Here is a 17,984-nt window from a genome sequence, read left to right as displayed (position 1 = left end):
AAGTTTATGCACCGCAACTATACATGGCCAATCCGCCCACAACGCCCCAACCAAACAGGCAAAAACACGCCTACAAAACCCGGATTGTTCAACACATCTAGCCCTACAACCTGCACACATAGCTTAAAAAACACTCAGAAACCATCGCAGCAAACCCAACATGTTCAACAAACCCACCGACACCTGTCGATGGGTGTTCAACAATCAACCCACCCGTATATTATGCGCATATATGCAAGGGTTGGTAAGAGATTGCTAAGCAAATCGGGATTACCAGGCACGACATGTGTCATTCGACACGTGTCGCCGATACTATTAATACACAACCTTTTTATACCAAAAACCTTTCGTGGTCGGGTGTAGCCAAACTTAGGCCCTATGGATGCGTTAGGCAGACCTTTTCGTGATCGTTGAACAGTTGCCACCCCCGTGTTTTACCCCCGTTGGGTTGGGTCGAAAGTATGAAAGGCCCGAACCAGCATGATGCTTGTACTGGTTCGGGCCCGGCAAACAACGCCAACACATCGACGTTAACTCGCCCACTATCGCGTGAGATCTACATGTTCCCCGCCGCTCGCGCCTTCGCAACTACATCAGCGATGTTCTGGACAAAGTAGTCGACGTCCTCACGTGTGTTCGTTCGCCCCAGCGAAATTCGTAGCGCGCCCAAGCCGAGCACTTCCTCCACGCCCATCGCCTCAAGCACATGACTCATTCGGGTCACACCACTGGCGCACGTAGACCCGGTTGATACAGCGATGCCCAACGAGTCGAGCAGCATCAGCATCGCGTCCCCGTGGGCACCGCGGAACATGAAGTGGGCATGCCCCTCCACAGCTGGCTCCTGGGTTGTTACCACTACGTCCGGGACCTCACGCTGTACACCTGCCACGAGTGCATCGCGAAGTTCCTTCACACGTTCGCGTTCACGTTCCATCTCGGAGCATGCTTCCGCCAGTGCTGCAGCTGTTGCAGCGGCAGAGGCCACGTCTACCGTGCCTGGACGCAGTCCACGTTCCTGGCCGCCACCGTGAATCGATGCGGTCGGCGCCGGCGAGCGTTTCGCTAGCAGCAGGCCGGTTCCGCGTGGCCCACCAAACTTATGTGCGCTCGCTGCCAATGTGGTGGCACCGAGGTCGTGGAAGTGAACGGGGACCTTGCCAACGGCCTGCACAGCATCCACATGAACAGGAGTGTTCTGAAGCGCAGCTCTGCGAACAACCTCCTTCACTGGTTGGAGTGCGCCAGTCTCATTGTTTGCCCACATCACTGCGGCCACAGCTGCCGGAGTGTCAAGCGCATCGAGGTCCGACAGGTGGCCGTCGTCACCTACCGGGAGCCAATCCACGTGCTGTGCTCCTAGTGCTTTGGCAGTCTCGAGCACTGCCGAGTGCTCAACCGGTGAACACACCACCCGCTCCCCTTGCTTGCCACGCATGGCTTCGTAGAGACCGCGGACCGCGATGTTGTCTGCCTCGGTGCCCGAGCCTGTGAAAATCACTTCAACCGGGTCCGCGCCAAGCAACTCCGCGACTTGTTCTCTTGCATCGGCAAGCACCGCGTTGGCTTGGCGTCCCGCTGCGTGTTGCGCACCGGGATTCAACGCACCTGCGTGTTCAACCCAGGCATCGATTGCTACCTGACGCATCGGAGTAGTTGCAGCGTGATCGAGATACTTCATGCGCACTACCCTACGCGCTGATGCTCCCTTGCCTCGCAAATGTATGCAGTCGGGCTGTTGCCTGTTCGCGCAATAAGTACCGCCATCTGTCGGTGCCCTTTCAGCTTCATCTTCTTCCGAAGCTGGTCCGGGTTGACGTCTACCCCGCGTACGAGGATCTCAAGCGCCCCCGGTTGGTAGTTGGCCAGTGCTGCCTTAAGTCGCTTGAACGGCACAGCCTCCAAGAAACGGAAGCCACTCGTTGCTGCGGGAAGCTCATCACCCGTAAGAAATGCGATGTGCGGATCCACCATCCACAGCTTGTGCCGGTGCGCCCAGTGGCGAACTAGCCCGGCGCGGATGATCGCTCCGTCGGGCTCGATCATCCAAGTACCTGGTTCGGCGACAGTGGTGTCGTCAGGCTCGTCCGACCTCACTATCTCTCGCGAACCGTCCGCGCGCAGCACCACCGCTTCGCGAATGCCAGATCTGAAACCTTCTGTGTACAGGCAGGTTTCTTTGACGCCGCCATCGAGAGAGACGACGCTGACGAGCCCGCTCCACTCGCTGTAGTCGATTCCGGGTGCACACTTTACTGCGAGTTCTCTGCCACGATGTGCTTCCACGAGGTCTGGCAGGGGTGGTAGGAGTTTTGCTGGGTCGGTGATTCGTCGGCCGTTGGCGCGTCGTGCTGGGTCAGCCACGATGACATCGGCGCTGCTAATGGGTTGCAGTGCATCGGCTTGGCAGAGGAGCACGTTGGCGTCGGCAAGGTTTGCTTGAGCCATCGCAAGCCGTACGCGATCAAGATCGGAGCCTATCCAAGAGAGCTGTTGTTTTCTTATCGACGCCCCTTCGCTTCCCACTGAACAGGTCACGTCGTGGACCGTGGCTGCCCCGAAATCCTTGATCAGCTGCGCTCTGTATTCGGCAACGAGCTGTGGCGTTGCTTGTTGCGCGGCGTCGCTATCGGTAAGCCAATGTTCGGGCATCTTCCCACGGGCGCTGCGCTGCGCAGCGAGTAACTCCGAAACGACACGGGCATGATCGCCGAATTCCTTTTCCAGTACGGCTCTGTCGCGAATTAGCGTACTTGGAATGAGTTCGAGGTCCGGTCCAAGCGCCAGAATCTTTTGCAGGTTGTCCCGTAGGAACCCAACCTCGTCCAAAGTAAAACTCATTTGGGCGTCCCGATCCTATCTGTCGGGTGCTGGTGGAAAAACTCGTGGTAGCGCGGATCATCGGCGGGGTCTCCGATGATCGGGCGCATGTCGGCGTTGCGTGCAAGTTTGACCGCATCCTCGAAGGTGTCGCAGGAGCACAGCTGTTGGAGTTGCCCCCATGTTGATGGCACGAAGCGAACGAGCCCGGCGCGCCATCCTTCCATGAGTAGCTTCGGGGAGAACCAGTTTGCGTCGTCTGCCTCGCCGGTTTCCGCGTCTGGTTCTTGTCCGATGGGTGCTTTTGCGAGGAAGCTGAAGGTGTCGAACCAGTTACCTCGGTGCGAGCAACCTACCCAGCGTGCAAACGGGATGAGGAGGTCGCTGCAGACGTTGAGTTCATTGGCCTGCAGCATGTCCGTAAGTGAGATCTCGTGCGAGACGAGTTTGAGCCGTTGGTCGTGGAAAGGACGTGCGTCGCCGAGTAGGGTTCCTTCGTCGTCAACGGCGAGCAGTGTTCCGGTTTCTTCGAACAATTCGCGAACAGCGGCAAACAGCAGGGCATGTGCCTTGTATTTGGTGACGCCGAGCCTTCGTGCAACAGAGACTGCCGACTTGCCAATCCACAGGTCTCCGTCATTCCAGGCGCGGGGTGGGAAGTCGCGACTATCGACGCCACCTCCGGGAAAAACTGTCATGCCTGGGTAGTTTTTCATGCTCATGACTCGTTCTTGCATCCACACCTTGATTCCGTCGGGAGTGTCGCGGATGAGGATGACGGTGGCAGACAGGCGTGACCCGTTGAACCCACTGGTTTCTGTTGCGTCGACGGCGTCTGTTGCGTCGACAGAAAATGCGCCGGTTTTGCGGTACACGGTGCTCCACCTCCTCGCGTGGTGTTATGCGCGGTGCGCACCACTTCGTGCGCTTCGTGCGCGGCGTGCATAGAACCGGCCGTCGTCGTGCTGCACTTCGATTGGCTGGTGATACGCCTTAGAGACGTTTTCACTGGTCAATACGTCTTCGATAAGACCTTGGGCGATCACTGTTCCTTCGTCGAGCAGCAAGGCATGTGTAAAACCATATGGGATTTCTTCCAGATGGTGGGTGATCATCACCATAGCTGGCGCATCGGGGTCGAGTGCGAGGTCGCCGAGGTATGCGATGAGGTCCTCGCGTCCGCCGAGATCCATACCTGCCGCCGGTTCGTCCATGATGAGCAGTTCTGGGTCGATCATGACCGCGCGGGCGATGAGGACGCGCTTCTTTTCTCCATCCGAGAGCGTTCCCCACGTGCGGTCGATAAGGTGCATAGCCCCGACCTGTTCCAGGACTTCGAGTGCTTGCTCGTAGTCGACGTCCTCGTACTGTTCGCGCCAACGCCCGACGACCGCGTAGCCTGCGGAGACGACGACGTCACCTACTTTTTCACTTGGCGGAATCATCGAAGCAATCGCTGAGGACGTCAATCCGATTGCCGCGCGAAGGTCACGCATATCTGTTTTACCGATGCGCTCTCCGAGTACGAATGCGACGCCGCGCGATGGGAACTCTTGGGCAGCCGCCATTCGGATCAGTGTGGTCTTGCCGGCGCCATTTGGGCCGACGATGACCCAACGTTCGTCGAGCTCCACCTGCCAGTCGATAGGGCCAACAAGCGTGTTGCCTCCGCGAATAAACTCGACTCCTCGGAAGTCGATAAGCAGATCTGGATCAGTGGTTGGTTCGTTCACGGCTACCATTCTGGCTTCTTTCTACTTCGGCGTCTTGGTGGATAGAAAAACAAGCGACTGAGTTCTCAGTGTAACCATATCGTTGTATGAGAATCGCCACGGATGAAAGCGAACCCTTATGTCGATATTTAACGCGAGAGTTAGCTAGTCTGAGAGAAGAAAGAGCACACCTATAGGTGTGTCCGACTTCCATCGGCCACATGTGAGGACAAAAACGACATGGTTGCACGCTTTGGTATCGACGACGTACGCCCTCAAGTTTCCGGGCGAACTCTTCCGGCAAAGGCGGTGGTAGGTGAGGTTGTGCCAGTCTCTGCCCTGGTGTGGAGAGAAGGCCACGACGCTATCGCTGCAAGCTTGGTTATTACGGATCCGAATGGAGAACAGTACTCCATTCACATGCAGCAAGAACCGTACCGCCCGGACTACACCCATGCGGTGTTTGTCCCCGATGCTCAGGGGCTGTGGCGCTACCGCGTTGATGCGTGGAGTGACGTCATGGCGACGTGGCGCAACGCCGTCACAAAGAAGCTGGAGGCCGGGCAGACTACCGAAGAAATGGCGAACGACATCGCCCACGGCATCCACCTTTTTGAAGCCGCAATTGCGCAGACTCCGGCCCCAGACCGCGAGGTGCTCGAACGGGCCGCTGCGGCGCTTGATAATCCCGCGCTGCCACTGGCTGAACGAATTCTCGCCGGCATTTCTGACGAAGCACTCGAAGTACTCAATGCTTTTCCGCTTCGGGAGCTCGTCACCCATGGGCCTATTTGCGATATCTACGTAGAACGACGCGATGCGCTGGTGAACTCGTGGTACGAGCTCTTCCCGCGTTCCACCGGCGGTTGGGACGATGAAGGCAACCCGGTTCACGGTACCTGGGCCACCACTGCGAAGGCGCTCGATCGCGTTGCTGCAATGGGCTTTGACACGGTCTACTTCCCTCCTATCCACCCAATCGGTGAGATCAACCGGAAGGGCAAAGACAACACACTTGTCGCCGAGGAGGGTGATGTCGGCTCCCCGTGGGCGATCGGTTCACGAGACGGTGGGCACGATGCCTTCCACCCGCAGCTCGGTGGTGAGAAAGAGTTTTGCGCGATGCTTGACCATGCGCACGAACTCGGATTGGAGGTAGCGCTGGATTTGGCCTTGCAGGCTGCGCCGGATCACCCTTGGGCGAGCGAGCACCCCGACTTCTTCACCATCTTGGAAGACGGCACGATTGCTTACGCCGAGAACCCGCCGAAGAAGTACCAGGATATCTACCCGATCAACTTCGATAACAACCCGGAGAAGGTCTACGAGGAGATTTACCGGGTTGTCATGTACTGGGTAGACCTGGGCATCCGAACGTTCCGTGTGGACAATCCGCACACGAAGCCGGTGAACTTCTGGCACTGGTTGATCACCCGCGTCCACGAGACGCACCCCGACGTCATCTTCTTGGCCGAAGCGTTTACCCGCCCACCAGTGATGTACGGGCTGTCGAAGGCAGGGTTCTCCCAGTCCTACACTCACTTCACCTGGAAAGTATCTAAGGGTGACCTCATCGACTTCGCTGAGCACATGGTCGACGTCGCGGATGTCTCGCGCCCGAACCTCTTCGTGAACACGCCTGACATCTTGCACGCCTCGCTGCAGTACGGAGGTCCAGCCGCGTTCGCAATTCGCGCCACGCTTGCCGCCACAATGAGCCCATTGTGGGGCGTATATTCCGGCTTTGAGCTCTTCGAAGGCGAAGCCGTCGCAGAAGGTAGCGAAGAGTACAACCACTCCGAGAAGTATGAACTGCGCCCACGCGACTTCCAGACAGCCCTCGATAACGGGCAGTCTCTAGAGCCTTACATCACTTCGCTGAACCGCTTCCGCAAGGCGCAGCCTGCGCTGCAGCAGCTACGTCAGATTCGCTTCCATCACGTGGACAACGACCAGATCCTCGCGTACTCGAAGGTCGATGCGATCTCTGGCAACGCGGTCCTCGTCGTCGTTAATCTTGACCCATGGAACGCGCAGGAAGGCACGCTGTACCTCGACGCGCCGGCAGTTGGTCTCGAATATGGTGCGCAGTTTGCCGTCCATGACTTGGTAACTGACGCGTACTACGACTGGGGATCAGAAAACTACGTGCGCCTCGCACCGGAAGTCAACGTCGCTCACATTCTGAAGCTGCCTGATGTTGCGCCACAGAAGCGAGAAGCGCTCGCTTTCCGACAAATTTCAGATCACGACTACCGCCCATAACAACCGCGACCAAACAGACGCTAGAAAGATCATTATGTCTGCAAATTCAGTCAACCCAGCACTGCTGATCCCAGCACACGACCGGCACCGCCTCCTCGAATGCAAGCACCACGCACCGCACGACTTCTACGGATGGCACGCAGCACCCGAGGGCTCCCTCATTCGCACCCGATTCCTCGGCGCAACGAACGTCGAGTTACTCATCCACGATGAGATCCGGCAAATGCAGTCCCTTGGCGACGATATTTGGGCGATCGGCTTGACCGACACCACTGCGCCCGACTATCGCTTCAAGGTTCACTACCCCGAGGGCGACCCGGTGACCGTCGCCGACGCATATCACTTTCTGCCTACACTCGGCACGCTCGACCTGCACCTGATTAGCGAAGGCCGCCACGAGCGTCTCTGGGAGGTGCTCGGCGCCAACGTCCGTACCTACGAGACGACGCTCGGCACCGTCACTGGTACCTCGTTCGCTGTGTGGGCACCGAATGCACAGGGCGTGGCCGTCGTCGGTGACTTCTGTGCATGGAACCCAAACCAGTACCCGATGCGCGTCCTCGGTTCGACTGGAGTGTGGGAGATCTTCATCCCGGGCATTGAGGCAGGCACCACGTACAAATTTGCAGTACAGACGTCCGACGGCCGTCGCATCGACAAGGCCGACCCTCTGGCGAAGCAAACGCTGACACCTCCAGAGACCGTCTCCGTGGTTGCCGCCCCTTCCGAGTTCGAGTGGACAGATGAGGATTGGGCGCAAAAGCGCTGCGAAGCAGACCCGACCAACTCCCCAATGAGCGTCTACGAGTGCCACGTCGGCTCATGGAAGAAGGGCGCAACCTTCCAGACGATGCGCGACGAGCTCGTACCGTACCTCATGGAAAACGGCTTCACCCATGTCGAGTTCCTCCCGGTAGCCGAGCATCCATTCGGTGGCTCTTGGGGCTACCAGGTCACGGGGTACTACGCTCCAACCGCCCGTTGGGGAACTCCAGATGATTTCCGCGCACTCGTCAACGACCTACACGCAGCAGGCATCGGGGTCATCGTCGACTGGGTGCCAGCCCACTTCCCGAAGGATGACTGGGCACTCGCCCGCTTCGACGGCACCGCCCTCTACGAGCACCCCGACTGGCGCCGTGGCGAGCAAAAAGACTGGGGCACCTACGTGTTCGACTTCGGGCGCAACGAAGTTCGCAACTTCCTGGTCGCTAACGCCCTGTACTGGTGCGAAGAGTTCCACATCGATGGCCTCCGCGTCGACGCCGTCGCGTCAATGCTCTACCTTGACTACTCCCGCCAACCCGGCGAATGGCTTCCAAATCAGTTCGGTGGGCGCGAGAACTGGGACGCTGTCCAGTTCCTGCAAGAGATGAACGCAACGGTTCACCGCAACCACCCAGGCATCGTGACCATCGCGGAGGAGTCTACTGCTTGGCCAGGCGTGACCGCTATGACGGAAAACGACGGCCTCGGTTTCTCCCTGAAGTGGAACATGGGCTGGATGAATGACACACTCGAGTACTTCTCCCTCGACCCGATTCACCGCTCATACCACCACAACGAAATCACGTTCTCCCTCGTGTACGCGTTTTCCGAGCAATATGTCCTGCCGTTTAGCCACGACGAAGTAGTCCACGGCAAGGGCTCGCTTTGGCAGCGCATGCCAGGCGACGACTGGAACAAGGCCGCCGGCCTTCGCACGCTCTTCGGCTATATGTTCTCCCACCCAGGCAAGCAGCTCCTCTTCATGGGCTGTGACTGGGGCCAGACCACCGAGTGGGACGAAGCGAACTCAATCAACTGGGACAATATTTCTGACGGCTGGGGCCACGAGTACCACCGCGGTATCCAGCAACTAGTTCGCGACCTCAACCGAGTGTACGTCGACACCCCTGCGTTGTACGCGCAGGACAACGTGCCTGCCGGATTCCAGTGGGTCAAGGGCGACGACTCACAGCACAACATCCTCGCCTACCTCCGGTGGGATACCGAGGGCAACCCTGTGCTGGCCGTCATCAACATGTCCGGAACTTCCCAGCCAAATTACCGGATCGGCCTGCCGGTCGCCGGTGAGTGGGAGCTACTCATCAACACGGACGCAGGCGTCTACGGCGGTGCCAACAACGACCTGCCACACACTGTGCACAGCGACGATGTTCAGTGGGATCACTTCCCTCACTCGATCGAGCTGCACGTACCAGCAATGAGCGCACAGCTGTACAAGCTGAGCCGCTAGAACGCTAGAGCCCGGGCCTCAGGAGTTCCTGCAGGTCCGGGCTTTTGCATGTCACGCTAGAACAGCGCACTCGCAAGCTTCGTACGAGCGGCGAGCACACGCGGGTCGCCGGCGTCGAAAAGCCCGAAGAGCTCGAGCAGTCGCTCCTTCGCCTCTGGAGACTGCTTGACCAAGCCCAACAGACGGTCGAATGCTTTCTCAGGCGCACCGGACACGAGCTCAGCATCAGCAGCCACCATCTGTTTCGCGACATCGTCAGGGTGCTCCGCAGCATCAGCAATAGGATCAACCGACAAGTTCGCAGGGTCAAGCCGCTTGACGACGGCCACCGTCGCCTTCGCCTGCGCAACCTCCTTGTTACCAGGCTCCTCGCTCAGCATCGCATCGTAGATAGCCGTAGCCTGATCGAAATCACCTGCCTGCATCGCACGAGCTGCCTCTTCCAAACGCGGGTCCTCTGCTGGGGCAGCATCCTCAACGGGCTCCTCGTCTAGGCCCTGCAACTGCCTGCCAACGTTGCTCACCAATGCCTCGAGCCAAGGCTTCAATTCTTCCTCCGACTGATCCCCCTCGAAGCTCGTCAGTGGGCGCCCAGCAGCGAGCGCGAGCGTGGTCGGAACAATCCGTACACCAAGCGCCTGCGCGATCTGCGGAGTGGCATCAGCATCAACGTATGCGTACGCGAATCCTCGCTGACCGGTAGCCAACTTGGTCAACGTCGCCCGTAGCGACTCGGAATCAGCTGAACGCGCACTACCGACATGAACGACAACCGGAATCTGCATTGAGCGCTGCAGTACTTTGGCTTCGAGATCCGCCTCGGAGACGGTAAACACAGGCACAAACCCCTCGCGCTGCATTTCTTCGCGCGCTTCCGCCTGCTTTGCTACCTGAGCTAAATCAACAGCTCCTGCCGTAAATTGTGGTCCTGTCACGTCTTAGTTCTCCTCGAGATGCTTGTTCAGGGACTCCATCTTCTGGTGGAGCATATCTGTAAACCCACGACGGATATCCGCTTTAATCACCAACGAAACGCGCGGAGAAACCTCCTCCACAGCCTGCGTCGCACGCTTAATGGTGTCCATCACCTCGTCCCACTCACCCTCGATGGTGGTGAACATGGCGGTCGTTTCGTTCGGCAGCCCCGATTCGCGAACCACCTTCACGGCGCGGGCCACAGCCTGCGACATTTCAGCGTTCGGTGTATCAGTGACGGCTGGTGCTACTGAAAATGCTGCAATCATGCCTCCTACCCTACCGCCTGGACCAACAATGTTTATGCCAGTGTCTCCGGTCATCCGCGCCGCGCCCCACTTCCTTTGGCCACGCAACTACGTGAGCTACGCCGGGCGGGATGTTCTGGTTACAGCCGGGGCACACATAGAACTTTCGGGCTGCGGCAGAGCCAATCTGGCGTACCTTGTAAATCTCGCCCTGTGTCCACCCGGGCCCCTCCATTTCTTGGGTCCCAATGAAAGTAGAACCATCTCGTGGCAGCACGTAGCTCGGCTGGATATTTCGACGCCGATTTCTCCGCGGCACTGCTACATCGCTCCTCTAAAACAGGCGCAGCTCGTCTGATTCGATTCCACGCAGGTCGTCATAGTCCAGCACAATACAGCGAAAACCACGATCTTCCGCGAGCGTGCGGGCCTGAGGCTTAATCTCCTGCGCAGCGAACACACCCTGTACTGGACGAAGTACGCTATCGCGGTTAAGCAGTTCAACATACCTGCTGAGCTGCTCGACGCCGTCGATCCCTCCCCGGCGTTTCACCTCAACGGCAACTGTCTTGCCGTCTGCGTCCTTGGCGAGCAGATCGACTGGGCCAATCGCCGTCGGATACTCACGGCGGACGAGCGTAAACCCATCGCCGAGCGTAGAAATATGCTCAGCCAACAGCTCCTGTAGGTGCGCTTCCACCCCGTCCTTCACAAGACCTGGATCTTCACCGAGCTCCACGTTGGTATCAGACACGATCTCCTCGACCGTTATGCGAAGCTGTTCGCCTTTTGGGTTCTCCACGATCCACAACTCGTCCCCCGTGTCTTCCCCATCAATATCCACGACGGCTTGTTCACGTATCGTGCACGGCGGTGTCATCCAATTCAGTGGTTTATAAGCACGGTCGTCTGCGTGGATCGACACAGACCCGTCAGCTTTCATCAAAATAAGGCGAAGCGCAGACGGCAAATGCGCATCGAGACGACCAACATAATCTACTGAACAGCGAGCAATGACAAGACGCATGGATACTAGGCTACCGGTCGTGTCATTCTGTACGGAATTATCCCGCTAGTTGCGCTGATCGCGGCCGCGGTCACGCAGCGCACGCCGACGCAGCGCCTCGTAATCAACCTTTTCCTGCCGCTCATCAGGTGCAGACTCAATCCATGAAATCAACGCCATCTGCGCGCGCTTCTGGCCCGCGAATTCAATATCGCCATCGGCACCGTGCAGCAGTACGGCTTCCTTAATCCCTGGCATGAACGACTGCTCTTCTTGACTCAGCGCTCGCATTCCCTCGAAGCTGGTCTGGGTGCGCTCAATGCACATGTCGTACTGGAATGACAAGGACCGCAGTTTATAAAAACGGAGCTCCTCCGCGTGATAGATCAGCACACCGTGGCGCCAACCGTGGACCCCGGTGGCCGGGAGTTGTCGGAACAGGCCTATCGCGCCGGAGTTGCGGAACATTAAAAAGCGCCACACGCACACAGTAATAACAAAGAACACAAAGAACAATGCCACGTACAGTAAAACGATCACATTGCACCTCTGCTTCGTTCAAACCGACCTTGATGAAAGTATGCGCTTCATTTTAGCGACCTTCGCTGCCAGTGCAAGCAACGAAGAAACGGAAAGCCCCGCTGCTAAAACAGCGGGGCTTTACAAGGTTGAGCGTGGCGCTCTACCTTCCTCCTACGCGGTGACCGCGTTAGCGAGATTCACTGCGACGGACGGCAGCAAGCTCGGCCTCTGCACGAGACTTCGCGAGTGCGTCATCAATGTTCTGAAGCTCTGCCTGAGCTTCATCACGATTCACTTCGTGGGCGAAGATGGCGTAATCCGCAAGAATGGTCACTTTGTCACCTTGCACGGAAAGGAACCCACCCTGGACGGCGGCGACGATGCGCTCGCCGTCGATTGGGCGGATGGTCACGACACCATTGTCCTTGAGCTGACCAAGGATGGGTTCGTGGCCAGGCAGAATGCCGATCTCACCTTCGGTAGTCTGAGCAGTCACGATGCTTGCTGGACCCTTCCAGAGCAAACGGTCTACCGAGACTAATTGAGCGGTAAGTTCAGCCATTATTGCCTCCTAGCCCTGCAGCTTCTTGTAGGCAGCCTCAACGTCATCCAAGCCACCCAGGCCGTTGAATGCCTGCTCTGGGTATGCATCGAATTCACCGTTGCACAGCTTCTCGAAGGCGTCGATAGTCTCCTCGAGAGGTACGTAGGAGCCCTCGTCGCCGGTGAACTTCTTAGCGACGAAGAAGTTCTGGCCCAGGAAGCGCTCGATCTTACGAGCACGCATAACCGTGACCTTATCCTCTTCGGAAAGCTCGTCCATACCGAGAATTGCGATGATGTCCTGCAGTTCCTTGTTCTTCTGCAGAATACCGATAACTCGCTGTGCAACCTCGTAGTGACGCTCGCCAACGATACCTGGCTCAAGGATGCGCGAGGTCGAGGTCAGCGGATCCACTGCTGGGTAGATACCCTTGGAAGCAATGGAACGCGAAAGCTCGGTCGTCGCGTCCAGGTGAGCGAAGGTCGTGGCCGGAGCCGGGTCGGTGTAGTCGTCAGCCGGAACATAAACTGCCTGCAGCGACGTAATCGAACGGCCCTTGGTCGAGGTAATGCGTTCCTGGAGAACACCCATCTCGTCTGCCAGCGTTGGCTGGTAGCCCACGGCCGATGGCATACGACCCAGCAGGGTCGAAACCTCAGAACCAGCCTGGGTGAAACGGAAGATGTTATCGATGAACAGGAGCACGTCCTGGTTCTGAACATCGCGGAAGTACTCCGCCATGGTCAGGCCGGACAGCGCGACACGCATACGAACCCCTGGCGGCTCATCCATCTGGCCGAAAACAAGGGCCGTATCTGGAAGAACGCCCATGTCCTCCATCTCGAGGAAGAGGTCCGTACCCTCACGGGTACGTTCGCCGACGCCGGCGAACACGGAGGTACCGGAGAACTCGCGTGCAATACGCGTAATCATCTCCTGGATGAGAACTGTCTTACCGACACCAGCACCACCGAAGAGGCCAATCTTGCCACCCTTCACGTAAGGGGTAAGCAGGTCGATGACCTTAATGCCGGTCTCAAGGATCTCGGTCTTACCTTCCAAGTCCTTGAACGCTGGTGGCTCGCGGTGGATGCCCCATCGCTCACCACCGACGCCGACCGATGGGTCGTCCAAGCACTGACCAAGCGCGTTAAACACGTGGCCCTTGACCTGGTCGCCAACCGGAACGGAGATCGGATTGCCGGAGTCGCGTACCTGTGCGCCACGAACCAGACCGTCGGTTGGTGCCATGGCGATCGTGCGGACGAGGCTGTCACCCAAGAACTGGGCCACCTCAAGCACGATGGTGCGGGACATTTCGCCGAGGTCGATGTCAACCTCAAGCGCGTTGTACAAAGCGGGCAGCTCGCCACGCGGGAACTCCACGTCGACGACTGCGCCGATGACGCGCACGACGCGGCCATTCTCAGACCCTGCCGGGTTCTGAGCGAAATCGGACTCATTCTGAGCCTGACCCGTTGGCTCCTCGCCGAGCTCGTCGTAAGAGTGAGCAGTAGTCATGATTTAGTCACTTTCTCCACTACCAGACAGCGCGCCAGCGCCGCCGATAATCTCGGTGATTTCCTGGGTAATTTTTGCCTGACGGGCTTGGTTAGCCTCACGGGACAAGTTGTTCGCCAATTCGGTCGCATTGTCCGTAGCGTTCTTCATCGCCGTACGACGTGAAGCGGACTCCGCTGCAGATGCCTCCAAGAAAATCGAGTACAGCGAGCGAGAAACATACGCCGGAAGCAGTTCGTCCATCAGCGTATCCGCATCAGGTTCGAAATCCATGTCCGGTTGCACATCCCCGCTTGTGGTGAGCATGTCTTCCTGCTCGTACTCGTAATCCTCAAGCACCGGCTCAATTGGGAGCAACTGGTGCACCCTGGCTTCTTGTGTCAACATCGACACAAATTCTGTGTACACCACGTGTACCTGGTCGAAGCCACGAACCTCCTGACCCTCAGGGCCGTGCAGGCCCTCGCGCCACTTAGCGGTCCCTTCAGAGCTCGCCATGAAGCCGTCGATCAGGTGGCGACGAACGTCGTGGGTCGCTTCCCACGAAGGCTTCTGGGACCAACCGGTCCAAGAGCCTTCGACCTCCATATCGCGGAAACGGTAGTGGGTTACACCCTTACCGCCCGTGATGTAGCGGACGACTTCGTAGCCAGCTTCCTCAAGCATGCGCTCGAGCTCTGCTGCCTTCTTCAACACGTTGTGGTTATACCCGCCGGCCATACCGCGGTCTGATGTGACCACGAGGACTGCTGCGACTCGACCATTCTCACGCTCACGGAGCATGGGGTGATCGAGGGAGCTCGCAGCTGCGAGGCGTTCCATGACGTCTTTCAACTCGTCGGCATACGGCTTTGCCGCTTCGACGCGCTGCTGTGCCTTGGTGATCTGCGAAGTCGCGATCAGCTCCTGGGCTTTAGTGATTTTCTTCGTGGAGTTTACGGACCTAATACGGTCACGTAGTTCGCGAAGTGTTGCCATGGTTTACTCTCCTCCCTTCCTATATGTAGACGTTTACGTCTTGTTCCAAGAATTACTTCTTGGGACGGCCGACGTTAAGGGTATTTTTCTTGACCTCACGCTTGTCCAGCGGATCCGCCTCTGGCTCGCGCACGATGTGCTCACCGGTGGAGGACTGGAACGAGCGAGCGAAGTCATCATTGACGCGCAGCAGCGTCTGCTTGCTCGTATCGTCGAGCGCAGCGCCACCGGAGATCTGTTCGTAGACTTCCGGAGCGACGGAGCGAATGTGCTCCTGCAGCTCGAACTCGTAGCGACGCACGTCTTCGACGGGAACGACGTCAAAGGCGCCTTCGTTTGCAAGCCAGATAGATACGATCTGGAACTCAACAGGCTGCGGAGCGTTCTCCGACTGCTTGAGGAGCTCTACGAGACGCTGACCGCGCTCGAGCTGGCGCTTCGAAGCTGCATCGAGGTCGGACGCGAACGCAGCGAACGCTTCCAGGTCACGGTATGCAGCAAGGTCGAGACGCAGGTTACCTGCAACCTTCTTCATACCCTTAGTCTGCGCAGCGCCACCGACACGGGACACGGAGATACCCACGTCAATAGCCGGGCGAACACCCTGGTTGAAGAGGTCGGACTGGAGGAAGACCTGGCCGTCTGTAATCGAGATGACGTTGGTAGGAATGAACGCACCCACGTCGTTAGCCTTCGTCTCGATGATCGGCAGTGCGGTCAACGAGCCTGCACCCAGCTCATCGTTGAGCTTCGCAGCACGCTCCAGCAGACGAGAGTGCAGGTAGAACACGTCACCTGGGTATGCCTCGCGGCCTGGTGGACGACGCAGCAGCAACGAGATGGCACGGTATGCCTCTGCCTGCTTGGTCAGGTCATCGTAAATCACCAGCACGTGCTTGCCCTGGTACATCCAGTGCTGGCCCAGCGCTGCACCAGAGAATGGTGCGAGCCACTTGAAGCCTGCGGAGTCGGATGCAGGTGCAGCCACAATCGTGGTGTACTCAAGCGCGCCGTGCTGCTCGAGGGTTGCACGAACGCCAGCGATCGTGGAGCCCTTCTGGCCCACCGCGACGTAGATGCAACGAACCTGCTTCGACGGATCTCCGGTCTCCCAGAAGTGCTTCTGGTTCAGGATCGTGTCGATGCAGACTGCAGTCTTACCAGTCTTACGGTCACCAATGACGAGCTGACGCTGACCACGACCGATTGGGGTCATGGCGTCAATAGCCTTGATACCGGTCTGCATTGGTTCCTCAACCGGCTGGCGGTCGAGAACGCCTGCAGCCTGCAGCTCAAGCGCGCGCTCTTCGTTGGATTCAATTGGACCAAGGCCGTCAATTGGCTGGCCCAGTGGGTTAATAACGCGGCCGAGGAATTCCTCCCCAACCGGGATGGACAGAACTTCGCCTGTCCGCTTTACTTGGTCGCCCTCGGTGAGGGTCTCGAAATTACCCAGAACCACGACACCGATCGAATCGGTCTCAAGGTTCTGTGCGACGCCAATGACGCCGTTCGGAAACTCGAGCAGCTCATTCGTCATGCATCCTGGCAGCCCGGAAACCTGGGCAATACCATCTGCAGCCGAAGTCACCACGCCGACCTCCTCACGGGAGGCCTCCGCGGAGTAGCTCGAGGTGTAGTTCGCTATCGCGCTACGGATCTCATCGGAGGAGATCGTCAGCTCCGCCATGTTCTTCCTGCTCTCGGTAGTTTGTTCCAGCATTATCTCTTACTAAAGGGTCGCGTTGGCGAGAAGGTCGGTGCGCATGCGGTTCAACTTACCGCGCGTCGACCCGTCAATCAGTTCATCGCCGACTCGGATGGTCAGTCCACCGAGGAGGCTGGGGTCAACCTCAGAATGGATCGCCATCTCACGACCGTAAATGTTCTCAAGTTTCTGTGCCAGTGCATCGCGCTGCGCATCAGAGAGCGCCTGTGCGGTGACCACACGTGCCACGGCCTTCCCACGCAACGCGGCGACGTCAGCTGCCAGAGCAGCGAGATCGTCTACCGGGTGGTGTTCTGGACGGCCAATGACCTGCAAAGCTAGCGCTTCAGTAACCGTGGTGACCTTGCCGTAAATGACATTCGCAAGCAGACCGCGCTTCTGTGCGGCTGTAGCGGTTCGGTCGGAGAGAAGCTGAGTAAGCTTCCGCTCCTTCTCAAGCAAGGTGGAGAGTTGGTACAGCTCGTTTTCGACCTGCTCCAACTGCCCTTGAGCCTCCGCGCCCTTCATCAGCGCGCGTCGACCTAGGTTGATCAGGCCTGCGCGGAACTCGCGCGGGTTTGACCACTCCTCGGAAGCTGCTGCAGCAAGGATCTGTGCCGTAGGCTCTGCCACCTTGGCACCGAAAACATCGTTGATGATCCCGCGACGCTGCGCGGCATCAAGCGAGTTATCAGCGACAGCGATGCGCAGTGCACGCTCGGCGTCCAGCTGATCCACGGTCAGGAACAGTTCCGTACCAAGCTGCAATGCAACAGCAACGGTGTCCCCTGCCCCTTGAATCAGCTGATCAAGCTGCTCAGAAACTTTTGTTTGTGCTTCGCGACTAGCTGCCTTCATTTCGCCTACTTCCTCGTAGAAACGTTGTCGAGTTCGGCGAGGAAAGCATCAATCGTGTTCGAGCGGCGGGTATCATCCGAAAGCTCGGTACCCAGCAGACGCTCTGCCAGACTGATGGAGTTCTGACCCATCTCGTTGCGCAGTTCAGCGACGACCTGCTCGCGGGAAGCCAGAAGCTGCTTTTCGCCTGCTTCAACAATTCGACGAGACTCTTCCTCAGCGCGCTCACGAAGTTCTGCCTGAATCTCCTTGCCCTTTGCCCGGGCAGCTTCACGGATCTCAGCAGCTTCGGCACGTGCCTCAGCGAGTTCAGCGTTGTTCTTTTCTAGAGCAGCCTTAGCCTCGGCCTGGGCAACCTGAGCACGCTCAATGCCGCCCTTGATTCGGTCTTCGCGCTCCGCCAGTACTTCCTGGAACTTCGGAAGGACAAACTTCCAGAAGAGCAAGAACACGATGACGAAGACAACGGTCGACCAAACCACGTCGTACATGGCAGGCAGGAGAATGGACGGCTCCGTCTCAAGCGGAAGCTTCTCTCCCTCTGCCAACACGAAAATATCGTTGACGTTAGTCATTGGTTGCTCCTGA

The 17,984-nt window shown here is 58.2% G+C and carries 17 protein-coding genes; 2 read left to right on the top strand and 15 right to left on the bottom strand.

Going from position 1 to position 17,984, the window contains the following annotated elements:
- Positions 1–556: 556 nt before the first annotated feature.
- The 4 genes from HMPREF3170_RS10480 to HMPREF3170_RS10465 are packed head-to-tail and all read right to left on the bottom strand — an operon-like array spanning position 557 to position 4,562.
- Complete coding sequence (locus tag HMPREF3170_RS10480; RefSeq protein ID WP_070479554.1) at positions 557–1,681, bottom strand: cysteine desulfurase family protein; 1,125 nt, start codon at positions 1,679–1,681, stop codon at positions 557–559.
- A 5-nt stretch (positions 1,682–1,686) separates the two neighbouring features.
- Complete coding sequence (locus HMPREF3170_RS10475) at positions 1,687–2,841, bottom strand: THUMP-like domain-containing protein (RefSeq protein ID WP_070479538.1); 1,155 nt, start codon at positions 2,839–2,841, stop codon at positions 1,687–1,689.
- Positions 2,838–3,695 (bottom strand): NUDIX hydrolase, encoded by an 858-nt coding sequence (locus tag HMPREF3170_RS10470; RefSeq protein WP_070362603.1) that lies wholly within the window; start codon positions 3,693–3,695, stop codon positions 2,838–2,840. The genes HMPREF3170_RS10475 and HMPREF3170_RS10470 overlap by 4 nt, the downstream gene beginning before the upstream one ends.
- Positions 3,696–3,719: 24 nt before the next feature.
- Positions 3,720–4,562 carry an ABC transporter ATP-binding protein gene (locus HMPREF3170_RS10465; RefSeq protein ID WP_070362604.1) on the bottom strand — a complete coding sequence of 281 codons (843 nt, stop codon included), beginning with the start codon at positions 4,560–4,562 and terminating at the stop codon, positions 3,720–3,722.
- Between the two features lie 210 nt (positions 4,563–4,772).
- Between HMPREF3170_RS10465 and HMPREF3170_RS10460 the strand changes: the two genes are divergently transcribed.
- Together HMPREF3170_RS10460 and glgB are read left to right on the top strand one after the other, a co-directional pair.
- Positions 4,773–6,797: a maltotransferase domain-containing protein gene (locus HMPREF3170_RS10460; protein ID WP_070479537.1), complete on the top strand. Its 2,025-nt coding sequence runs from the start codon at positions 4,773–4,775 to the stop codon at positions 6,795–6,797.
- Positions 6,798–6,831: 34 nt separating this feature from the next.
- Entirely contained in the window at positions 6,832–9,036 is a 2,205-nt protein-coding gene (glgB, locus tag HMPREF3170_RS10455; RefSeq protein ID WP_210385515.1) for a 1,4-alpha-glucan branching protein GlgB, read from the top strand.
- Positions 9,037–9,092: 56 nt separating this feature from the next.
- Here the strand turns inward: glgB and HMPREF3170_RS10450 are convergent, their stop codons facing one another.
- The 11 genes from HMPREF3170_RS10450 to HMPREF3170_RS10405 all read right to left on the bottom strand — a co-directional run bounded on the left by HMPREF3170_RS10450 (position 9,093) and on the right by HMPREF3170_RS10405 (position 17,971).
- The gene (locus HMPREF3170_RS10450; RefSeq protein WP_070479535.1) at positions 9,093–9,971 is read right to left on the bottom strand and encodes a tetratricopeptide repeat protein; all 879 of its coding nucleotides are present in this window, start codon (positions 9,969–9,971) and stop codon (positions 9,093–9,095) included.
- A 3-nt stretch (positions 9,972–9,974) separates the two neighbouring features.
- On the bottom strand, positions 9,975–10,280 hold the full coding sequence (locus HMPREF3170_RS10445) for an MTH1187 family thiamine-binding protein (protein ID WP_070479533.1): 306 nt from the start codon (positions 10,278–10,280) through the stop codon (positions 9,975–9,977).
- Positions 10,281–10,290: 10 nt separating this feature from the next.
- Complete coding sequence (locus tag HMPREF3170_RS11995) at positions 10,291–10,578, bottom strand: hypothetical protein (RefSeq protein WP_083290983.1); 288 nt, start codon at positions 10,576–10,578, stop codon at positions 10,291–10,293.
- A 15-nt stretch (positions 10,579–10,593) separates the two neighbouring features.
- Positions 10,594–11,286, bottom strand: a complete 693-nt coding sequence (nucS, locus tag HMPREF3170_RS10440; RefSeq protein WP_070479532.1) for an endonuclease NucS — start codon at positions 11,284–11,286, stop codon at positions 10,594–10,596.
- A 45-nt stretch (positions 11,287–11,331) separates the two neighbouring features.
- Entirely contained in the window at positions 11,332–11,805 is a 474-nt protein-coding gene (locus HMPREF3170_RS10435) for a DUF2550 domain-containing protein (RefSeq protein WP_070479530.1), read from the bottom strand.
- Between the two features lie 169 nt (positions 11,806–11,974).
- Positions 11,975–12,349, bottom strand: a complete 375-nt coding sequence (locus HMPREF3170_RS10430; RefSeq protein ID WP_070362610.1) for a F0F1 ATP synthase subunit epsilon — start codon at positions 12,347–12,349, stop codon at positions 11,975–11,977.
- Positions 12,350–12,358: 9 nt separating this feature from the next.
- Positions 12,359–13,852: a F0F1 ATP synthase subunit beta gene (gene atpD, locus HMPREF3170_RS10425; protein WP_070362611.1), complete on the bottom strand. Its 1,494-nt coding sequence runs from the start codon at positions 13,850–13,852 to the stop codon at positions 12,359–12,361.
- Positions 13,853–13,855: 3 nt separating this feature from the next.
- Complete coding sequence (locus HMPREF3170_RS10420; RefSeq protein WP_070362612.1) at positions 13,856–14,830, bottom strand: F0F1 ATP synthase subunit gamma; 975 nt, start codon at positions 14,828–14,830, stop codon at positions 13,856–13,858.
- 52 nt (positions 14,831–14,882) lie between these two features.
- Positions 14,883–16,553 carry a F0F1 ATP synthase subunit alpha gene (atpA, locus tag HMPREF3170_RS10415; protein WP_070362613.1) on the bottom strand — a complete coding sequence of 557 codons (1,671 nt, stop codon included), beginning with the start codon at positions 16,551–16,553 and terminating at the stop codon, positions 14,883–14,885.
- Positions 16,554–16,562: 9 nt separating this feature from the next.
- Positions 16,563–17,396: a F0F1 ATP synthase subunit delta gene (locus HMPREF3170_RS10410; RefSeq protein WP_070362614.1), complete on the bottom strand. Its 834-nt coding sequence runs from the start codon at positions 17,394–17,396 to the stop codon at positions 16,563–16,565.
- Between the two features lie 5 nt (positions 17,397–17,401).
- Positions 17,402–17,971 (bottom strand): F0F1 ATP synthase subunit B, encoded by a 570-nt coding sequence (locus HMPREF3170_RS10405; RefSeq protein ID WP_070362615.1) that lies wholly within the window; start codon positions 17,969–17,971, stop codon positions 17,402–17,404.
- Positions 17,972–17,984: the final 13 nt, after the last annotated feature.

Origin of the sequence: Corynebacterium sp. HMSC08D02 (assembly GCF_001807505.1) — a bacterium.
Taxonomy (GTDB): domain Bacteria; phylum Actinomycetota; class Actinomycetes; order Mycobacteriales; family Mycobacteriaceae; genus Corynebacterium; species Corynebacterium pseudogenitalium.
Note: the sequence above shows the minus strand (reverse complement) of the source record. Positions and strands in the feature narration are given on the sequence as shown.

Excerpts from the sequence above, each read along its gene's own strand:
- HMPREF3170_RS10405 (WP_070362615.1), bottom strand. The coding sequence starts at position 17,971 with ATGACTAACGTCAACGATATTTTCGTGTTGGCAGAGGGAGAGAAGCTT.
- HMPREF3170_RS10420 (WP_070362612.1), bottom strand. The coding sequence starts at position 14,830 with ATGGCAACACTTCGCGAACTACGTGACCGTATTAGGTCCGTAAACTCC.
- atpA (WP_070362613.1), bottom strand. The coding sequence starts at position 16,553 with ATGCTGGAACAAACTACCGAGAGCAGGAAGAACATGGCGGAGCTGACG.
- HMPREF3170_RS10465 (WP_070362604.1), bottom strand. The coding sequence starts at position 4,562 with ATGGTAGCCGTGAACGAACCAACCACTGATCCAGATCTGCTTATCGAC.
- nucS (WP_070479532.1), bottom strand. The coding sequence starts at position 11,286 with ATGCGTCTTGTCATTGCTCGCTGTTCAGTAGATTATGTTGGTCGTCTC.
- glgB (WP_210385515.1), top strand. The coding sequence starts at position 6,832 with ATGTCTGCAAATTCAGTCAACCCAGCACTGCTGATCCCAGCACACGAC.
- HMPREF3170_RS10445 (WP_070479533.1), bottom strand. The coding sequence starts at position 10,280 with ATGATTGCAGCATTTTCAGTAGCACCAGCCGTCACTGATACACCGAAC.
- HMPREF3170_RS10460 (WP_070479537.1), top strand. The coding sequence starts at position 4,773 with ATGGTTGCACGCTTTGGTATCGACGACGTACGCCCTCAAGTTTCCGGG.
- HMPREF3170_RS10430 (WP_070362610.1), bottom strand. The coding sequence starts at position 12,349 with ATGGCTGAACTTACCGCTCAATTAGTCTCGGTAGACCGTTTGCTCTGG.
- HMPREF3170_RS10410 (WP_070362614.1), bottom strand. The coding sequence starts at position 17,396 with ATGAAGGCAGCTAGTCGCGAAGCACAAACAAAAGTTTCTGAGCAGCTT.
- HMPREF3170_RS10480 (WP_070479554.1), bottom strand. The coding sequence starts at position 1,681 with ATGAAGTATCTCGATCACGCTGCAACTACTCCGATGCGTCAGGTAGCA.
- atpD (WP_070362611.1), bottom strand. The coding sequence starts at position 13,852 with ATGACTACTGCTCACTCTTACGACGAGCTCGGCGAGGAGCCAACGGGT.
- HMPREF3170_RS10475 (WP_070479538.1), bottom strand. The coding sequence starts at position 2,841 with ATGAGTTTTACTTTGGACGAGGTTGGGTTCCTACGGGACAACCTGCAA.